The organism is Pedobacter sp. AK017 (assembly GCF_014200825.1).
In the GTDB taxonomy this organism is placed as follows: Bacteria; Bacteroidota; Bacteroidia; order Sphingobacteriales; family Sphingobacteriaceae; genus Pedobacter; species Pedobacter heparinus.
This window is the reverse complement of the sequence record NZ_JACHCW010000018.1, coordinates 119,350-126,848: the sequence shown is the minus strand read 5'-3', so window position 1 is coordinate 126,848 and position 7,499 is coordinate 119,350. Positions and strand designations below refer to the sequence as shown.

The 7,499-nt window shown below is 41.3% G+C and carries 5 protein-coding genes; all 5 read left to right on the top strand.

From position 1 onward, the window contains the following. On the top strand, positions 1-854 hold an 854-nt coding region (locus HDC92_RS21585; protein WP_221270997.1), incomplete at its 5' end, for a hypothetical protein. Between the two features lie 2 nt (positions 855-856). Further along, a complete protein-coding gene (locus HDC92_RS21580; protein ID WP_183877061.1) occupies positions 857-2,086 on the top strand; it encodes a lanthionine synthetase C family protein in 1,230 nt (409 codons plus the stop codon). 1 nt (position 2,087) lies between these two features. Then, positions 2,088-4,340: a lantibiotic dehydratase family protein gene (locus HDC92_RS21575; protein WP_183877060.1), complete on the top strand. Its 2,253-nt coding sequence runs from the start codon at positions 2,088-2,090 to the stop codon at positions 4,338-4,340. Then, the gene (locus tag HDC92_RS21570) at positions 4,294-5,268 is read left to right on the top strand and encodes a thiopeptide-type bacteriocin biosynthesis protein (protein ID WP_255484623.1); all 975 of its coding nucleotides are present in this window, start codon (positions 4,294-4,296) and stop codon (positions 5,266-5,268) included. Before HDC92_RS21575 ends, HDC92_RS21570 begins: the two co-directional genes overlap by 47 nt. A 25-nt stretch (positions 5,269-5,293) precedes the next feature. Then, on the top strand, positions 5,294-7,498 hold the full coding sequence (locus HDC92_RS21565) for a peptidase domain-containing ABC transporter (RefSeq protein WP_183877058.1): 2,205 nt from the start codon (positions 5,294-5,296) through the stop codon (positions 7,496-7,498). Position 7,499 lies beyond the last annotated feature (1 nt).

The window sequence follows — 7,499 nt, the reverse complement described above, 5'->3', positions numbered from 1 at the left end:
TCAACATAAACAGCGATGTGAAGAAGCACAGGAAGATCTATATCCAATCGGTAAAGAACCATGGTTCTTTAAGCAAGGTTATTCAGGGAGATGTGTCTTTTACCAACCGTGTTCCTGTTGATCTGGATGCAAATTACCGGTTTTACCTGCCGGCTTCTTCTCTTCTGTCGCGAAAAGGGGAAGAATGGGTGTTGGATATTTATGAGCCGCACAGTTATTTTAGGTTCAATTACCTTGTGGAATGGAAGGACCCTGATATTGGGTTTGACAGTATGTTGGTAAAAAGAGGATTGCTGGAATCGCCTGGATTGATCAACAGTTTTGCCAGTGCAAAAATTCCGGCACAATCGGCTTTCAGTTTTAGAGCGATCAACCAACTGGCAGAGGTGAAGATAGGTGGCAAAGAGAAAATAGTACAGAAAAAGCTGAGCAAACAGTGTCCGGGTCGAGCATGTACTTTTGGAACCTATAATTGCACCATGCATCCAAATAACCAACTAATAGCAGGTAAAATTTATGCATACGGCTATACTGCAAACGGAACACCCAGGGTAGCTACCTATTTAGGCTGCACCAAATTCAGGTATATCCATGACATGAAAAACATCACGATTCCGGAAGAATTCCCTTTGCCAGATTATGATGCCTATCCATCAGAAAAGGAAGATACCCGTTCAACCATTTACTGGAACCCGAATATTGTTACCGATGAAAAGGGAACAGCAACATTCAGTTTTTTCACTTCTGACATACAGGGGGAATTTGAGCTCGTAGCCCAAGGCCTGGAAGTAAACACACTGAAGCCCTTAATGGGCATAGGAAGTTTTAAAGTTACAACAGCTACAGATAAATGAAAATGGATAGCAAGCTTAAAAATTGGAAACCTCTCCTAAAAATCGAACAAAGGCAACTGGATGCAATTATAAATGTATTAGAAAATGAAGTATTTAATGAAAGTATCTCGTTGCTTACCAGCGGAAATACAGGTTCCGCCATGTTATTCTATTATTACTGGCTTTATGCCAAAGATGATAAGTACCTGGAAAAGGGAAATTCCCTTATCATGAAAAGTTTTGAGCTGTCAGGATCCCCGAATTCTGGCCTGCATAGTTTATGCAGTGGCACTGCAGGATTTCGATGGGCAGTAAACCATTTGATCAGTAATGGATTTATAGAAGGAGATTGCAATGAACTTTTTTTGGAAGACGATCACTTTTTGTATTCGGTAATGGAAAGGGATATTAACGAGGGTAAGTATGATTTTCTTCATAATGCTTTAGGCATCGGCCTGTATTTTCTTAACCGCAATAATCTTGAATCAATAAAATACGTGGAATCATTGATTACAGATTTAGAGCAAACTGCTGAAAAGGATAGCAATGGAATAAAATGGCGGGCCATGTACAAATACAGCGAAACAACAGGAAAAGAAGTTTATAACCTGAGCTTATCTCATGGAATGGCCAGTATTATTGCTTTTCTAGGTAAGACACATAAGTCTGATATAGCCAGGGAAAAGACAAAGAATCTGCTTTGCAGGGCGATCTCTTATGTTTTAAGCCAAAAACTGGACGTTCCTGATTCCGGTTCATTTTTCCCCTCTGTTGTTTTTATTGAAAAAGAACAACCCTTTAGCGGAAGCAGACTGGCATGGTGTTATGGCGATCTGGGACTTGGGTACGCATTATGGCAGGCTTCGAAAATTATACAAAACGCAGAATGGGAACAGATCGCCCTAAATGTATTGGTACATACCACTACCAGAAAAGACCCGGTTAAAGAACTTGTTATTGATGCAGGAATTTGCCATGGCGCTGCGGGTATTGCCCATATTTACAACCGTTTGTATCAGCATACCGGTATGGAACCTTTTAAAGAGGCTGCTATTTATTGGTTGGAAGATACACTAAAGAAAGCCGTTTTTACTGATGGACTGGCAGGCTATAAAGCATGGCATACACCGCTTCACGGAGGATGGAAAAAGCAGGCGGGATTACTGGAGGGGATTTCAGGAATTGGCCTGGTACTGCTTGCAGCTGTTAGCGATATAGAACCTAAGTGGGATGAATGTTTACTATTAAGTTAAAATGAAGAAAGCCAATAATCCTTACCTTCCCTTTAAACAGTTTGTTTACAGAAGCCCGCTCCTGCCCTTTAATACATTTATTAAACAGCTTTCGGAAATTTCAGATGCAGCATGTTTTGAACAACTGCTCACTCATAAAATGATTCAGGAAGCCATTTATCTGGCCTCTCCGGTGCTTTTTGAAGAGTTGCTGAAATACCTGGAAAAGGGAATGCCTGATAAAAAGGAGGAAGAAAGGCTCAAATATGCTATTGTGCGCTACCTTGGCCGGATGTCTACCCGATGTACACCTTTTGGCCTGTTTGCAGGCTGTTCGGTTGGCCATTTAGGCGAACATACACATATTAAATTGGCCAGGTCAGCATGCTATCAGCGCCATACCCGTTTGGATATGAGTTATCTGTGTGCTTTGGCCGATGATTTGGCCAGGGCAACTGAAATACAACCACTCCTCAGGTATTACAACAATACCAGCATCTACAGATTTGGAGATAAAATCAGGTATGTAGAATATTTCTATCAGGGCACAAGACGCATACATCAGGTTGCCGCCGTTGATTATTCAGCGTATCTGGATAAAATTTTACGGGAAGCTGCTCATGGACTAAAAATAAATGAACTTGCCGCATTAATTGTGGATGAGGAGATCAGTGTTGATGAAGCTTCAGCGTTTATACATGAACTGATTCATTCGCAACTGCTGGTGAATGAAATGGAACCCGCTGTTACTGGGGATGAATTTCTTACAGAGGTAATTCAACAACTATCAGAAATGTCAAATATTACTGGCAGTAAGGAATATATAAGCACTTCTCTTCAGCTATTGAAACAGGTGAACAGCGCATTGGAAGAGATAGACAAGGGGCCGATTGGCCATACACTTGCTGCGTATGGCAGTATAGCCTCGGAAATTAAAAAACTGGGAACCAGGTTTGAGCCTAAATACCTGTTTCAAACCGATATGGTTAAACCTGCTGAAATGTCATTGCTGGGGGAAGACCTGGTTGCTGAGCTACGCGAAACTATAGCATTTCTGAATAGAATTTCCGCTCAACCGGGCGAAACTGCCTTATCCAGATTTCGTGATGCTTTTAAGGAAAGGTATGAAGACCGGGAGCTGCCTTTGCTGCAGGTACTGGACGATGAGGCCGGAATAGGATACAGCCAAAGCGCAGGTGATATCAACGCATTGATAGATGATTTGATGTTGCCACAGCAGGGTAATGGTAATGTTTCAACAATTTCCTGGAACAGGTTACAATCCGTATTGCTTAAAAAGTATATGGAGGTGAAAATAAATAATCAGGAGCATATTGAATTGTTGGACAAGGATTTTGAGCATGTAGCAGCGCAATGGGACGATTTACCGTTAACCCTGTCTGTAATGTGCAGAATATTACAGGACGACCAAAATGGCAGGGAGATTTATATGAAGTCGGCAGGAGGATCGAGTGCTGCCAATCTTTTAGGAAGATTTTGCTATGCGGATAAACGAATTGAAGCGCATGTGTTAAACATCACACACAAAGAGGAAGAACTTAACCCGGATGTCATATTTGCTGAAATTGCCCACCTTCCTGAATCACGTACAGGAAATATTTTATTGCGGCCGGTATTGCGCCAGTATGAAATCCCATACCTCACAAAACCCGGTGTGGAAAGAACATATCAGCTTGAATTGGCTGACTTAATGGTTTCTGTGCGAAATGGGCGGGTTTTACTTCGTTCAAAACGCCTGAATAAAGAAATTATCCCCCGATTGAGTACTGCGCATAATTTTAGTTTCAAAGCCATGCCTGTTTATCATTTTTTATGTAGCATGCAGGTACAGAACGGACGTTCCTCAGTGTATTTTGATTGGGGCGCGCTGGCGAACGAATACAGTTGGCTGCCCAGGGTAAAATACAAGAATATTATTTTATCACCAGCCAGATGGGTTGTAAAACGTAATGAAATTAAAGCCTTTCTGGAGACCAGTGATGACAAAGCTTTGCTCGGATTAGTTACTGCATGGCGGCAAGCCTTAAAAATGCCGGAATATGTGGTGCTGGACGAAGGGGACAACGAACTTTTTATACATCTGGGTAATGCATTGAGCATCCGCACCTTGTTTTCGGTAGTTAAGAAACGAAATTCTTTTCAGCTCGAAGAGTTTCTTTTTAATCCTGAAAAAGCTGTGGTTAAGGGTGAGGAGGGCGTATTTACCAATGAATTTATCTTATCTTTTTACAAAGAAAATCAACCTGTCAATTGATGATACTATGGCGAATTCTATTAAAAGAACATTCATACCCGGAGATACATGGATATATTTTAAACTCTATACGGGGTACAAAACAGCAGATGAGGTTTTAGGCAAAACATTGCCTGTTATCGTCCGCCGCCTAACCGCTGTTTTAGACAAATGGTTTTTTATCCGTTATTCTGATCCTAAATTCCATTTGCGGTTACGGTTCTGTGTAAAGGATATCAAAGACATTTCAGCTGTTATTTCCATAGTTAACCAGGAAATAACACCATACCTGGATAACGATCTGATATGGAAGGTGCAGATCGATACCTATCAACGTGAATTGGAACGGTATGGCACCAAGACCATAACACATGCCGAAGCTATTTTTCATTTTGACAGCGAGGCCACCATGGACATCCTCAGTACATTTGGGGATGAGGAAACCGGACATGAGCGATGGCTGATGGCACTAAAAATACTTGATGCGCTGCTTTGCGATTTTGAATTTGATATAGACCAAAAGATAGCCTTATTGGGTAAGCTAAGCAGGGATTTTAAGAGCGAGTTTGGCTTTAACATAAAAGGTTATAAGTTACAACTGGATAAAAAATACCGGGCCAACCGTAAGCTGATAGAAGAAATAATGGCCATGGCTGAAAATGGACAGGAAAATGCAGCAATAGAAAAAATTATCAGGCAACGGTCCTTAAAGATAAAACCTGTTGCCAAAACTTTAATGCAATTGGCTTTAAAACAGGAACTGGAAGTTCCATTGAATAATTTGTTGAGTAGTTATGTTCACATGATGGTTAACCGCCTTTTCCGGTCAAAACAACGTCTATATGAAATGGTAATCTATGATATGCTGGAACGGCACTATTCTTCTGTAAAAGCAAGAAATAAATACCATAGCCTTGAAGTAGTTCAGGACATAACCGGTGTAATGTAATTGGTATAATTTAAAACAGAAAAAATTGAAGTTTCATCATTATAAACAGCACGATAGAATGGACTGTGGGCCAACCTGCCTGCGCATGGTTGCAAAACACTATGGCAGCAACCATAGTCTTCAACGTTTAAGGGAGCTTTGCCAGATTAACAGGGATGGGGTTTCTTTATTGGGTATTAGCGAGGCGGCAGAAAAGATTGGGATGCGCAGTACAAGGGCCCGGATTGATCTGGAACAATTGAAAACTGCCGAGCTGCCTTGTATCCTCCACTGGCGGCAGAACCACTTCGTAGTTCTCTATAAAATAAAAAAAGCGAATTACCATATTGCAGATCCGGCTAAGGGACTAATTGTTTTTAACGAAAAGGAATTTTTACAAAACTGGTCAAATAAAAAGCAGGCACAGGACGATGGGATAGCGTTATTACTGAGTCCTACCCCTCAGTTTTATGAAGATGAGGATAAAAAAGGTAAAGGAATTGGCTGGAGTTTTTTATTGAGGTACCGTTTTGCCTATAGCAAGCTGATTGTACAGTTGTTTTTTGGCCTGGGCATTGGGAGCTTGCTGCAACTGATCACTCCTTTTTTAACTCAAGCGGTGGTGGATATCGGAATCAATGGCCGCAACCTAAACTTTGTTTACCTTATCCTTATTGCCCAGGTGATGCTCTTTTTTGGGAGCACAAGTGTGAGTTTTATCCGTTCATGGATCATGCTGCACATGACCACCAGGATCAATATTTCTATACTGACTGATTTTCTGGCTAAACTGATGCGCTTGCCGATGAGCTTTTTTGATACGCGTCTGACAGGGGATATCATGCAACGCATGAACGATCACAGAAGAATTGAGAGCTTTCTGACAGGTACAACTTTAAATACTTTGTTTTCTTTAGTCAACCTGTTGATTTTTACGGTTGTAATGGCCTATTATAATGCAACAATTCTGCTTATTTTCCTGATAAGTACTTTTCTTTATACAGGTTGGATACTCCTTTTTATGAAACGACGGCGGGAGCTGGATTTCAAACGCTTTGACAATTCGTCGCTGAATCAAAGCAATATGGTAGAACTGATTGGTGGAATGCAGGAAATTAAACTGAATAATTGTGAACAACGGAAACGCTGGCACTGGGAACATATTCAGGCTCGTTTATTTAAGTTCAGCGTAAAGAGCCTGGCATTGAGCCAATACCAGCAGGCCGGATCGAAATTTATTAATCAGGGAAAGAATATCCTTATCACTTTCATCAGTGCGAAGGCCGTGATAGATGGAGATTTGACTTTAGGGGGAATGATGGCAGTACAATATATGGCGGGTCAGCTGAATAGCCCTATTGAACAGTTACTGGGATTGATACAAGGTTTCCAGGATGCAAAGATCAGTCTTGAACGCTTAAATGAGGTTCATGCCATGGAGGATGAAGAAGCTGCTGACAAACAATGGGCAGAGGTGTTGCCTGCCGACAAAAGTATCCAGATCAGCAAGCTAAGCTTCCGGTATCCAGGGCTGGGAAATGAGCCGGTACTTGATAGCATTGATATCTGCATTCCACAAGGTAAAATAACGGCTATTGTGGGCATGAGCGGCAGTGGGAAAACTACTATTCTTAAATTGCTGATGCGTTTTTATGAACCTGAAAAGGGCGAAATTAAAATCGGTGGCACCAAATTGAACCAGATCGGCTTTAAGGTATGGCGTCAGCACTGTGGAATGGTGATGCAGGAGGGGTTTATTTTTTCGGATACCATTGCAAATAACATTGCGGTAAGTGATGAAAATCCAGACATGGAAAAGCTTGCGGATGCCATTAAAACCGCCAATATCGGGGCCTTTATTGACAGCCTGCCATTTGGTATCCATACAAAGATTGGTGCTGGAGGGAATGGCATTAGCCAGGGGCAAAAACAACGGATTCTCATTGCCAGAGCTATTTATAAAGATCCTGAATATATATTTTTTGATGAAGCGACAAATGCACTTGATGCAAATAATGAACGGGTGATTATGAATAACCTGCAGGAATTTTTTAGGGGCCGGACTGTTGTTGTTGTTGCACATCGTTTAAGTACAGTAAAAAATGCCGACAATATTATTGTTCTGGATAAGGGCAGGATCATTGAACAGGGAAGCCACTCAGAACTGGCTGGCCTTAAGGGTGAGTATTTCGAACTTGTAAGAAATCAGTTGGAAGCGGTGATGCAGGAACCTATTGTAACAGTTAATTAAA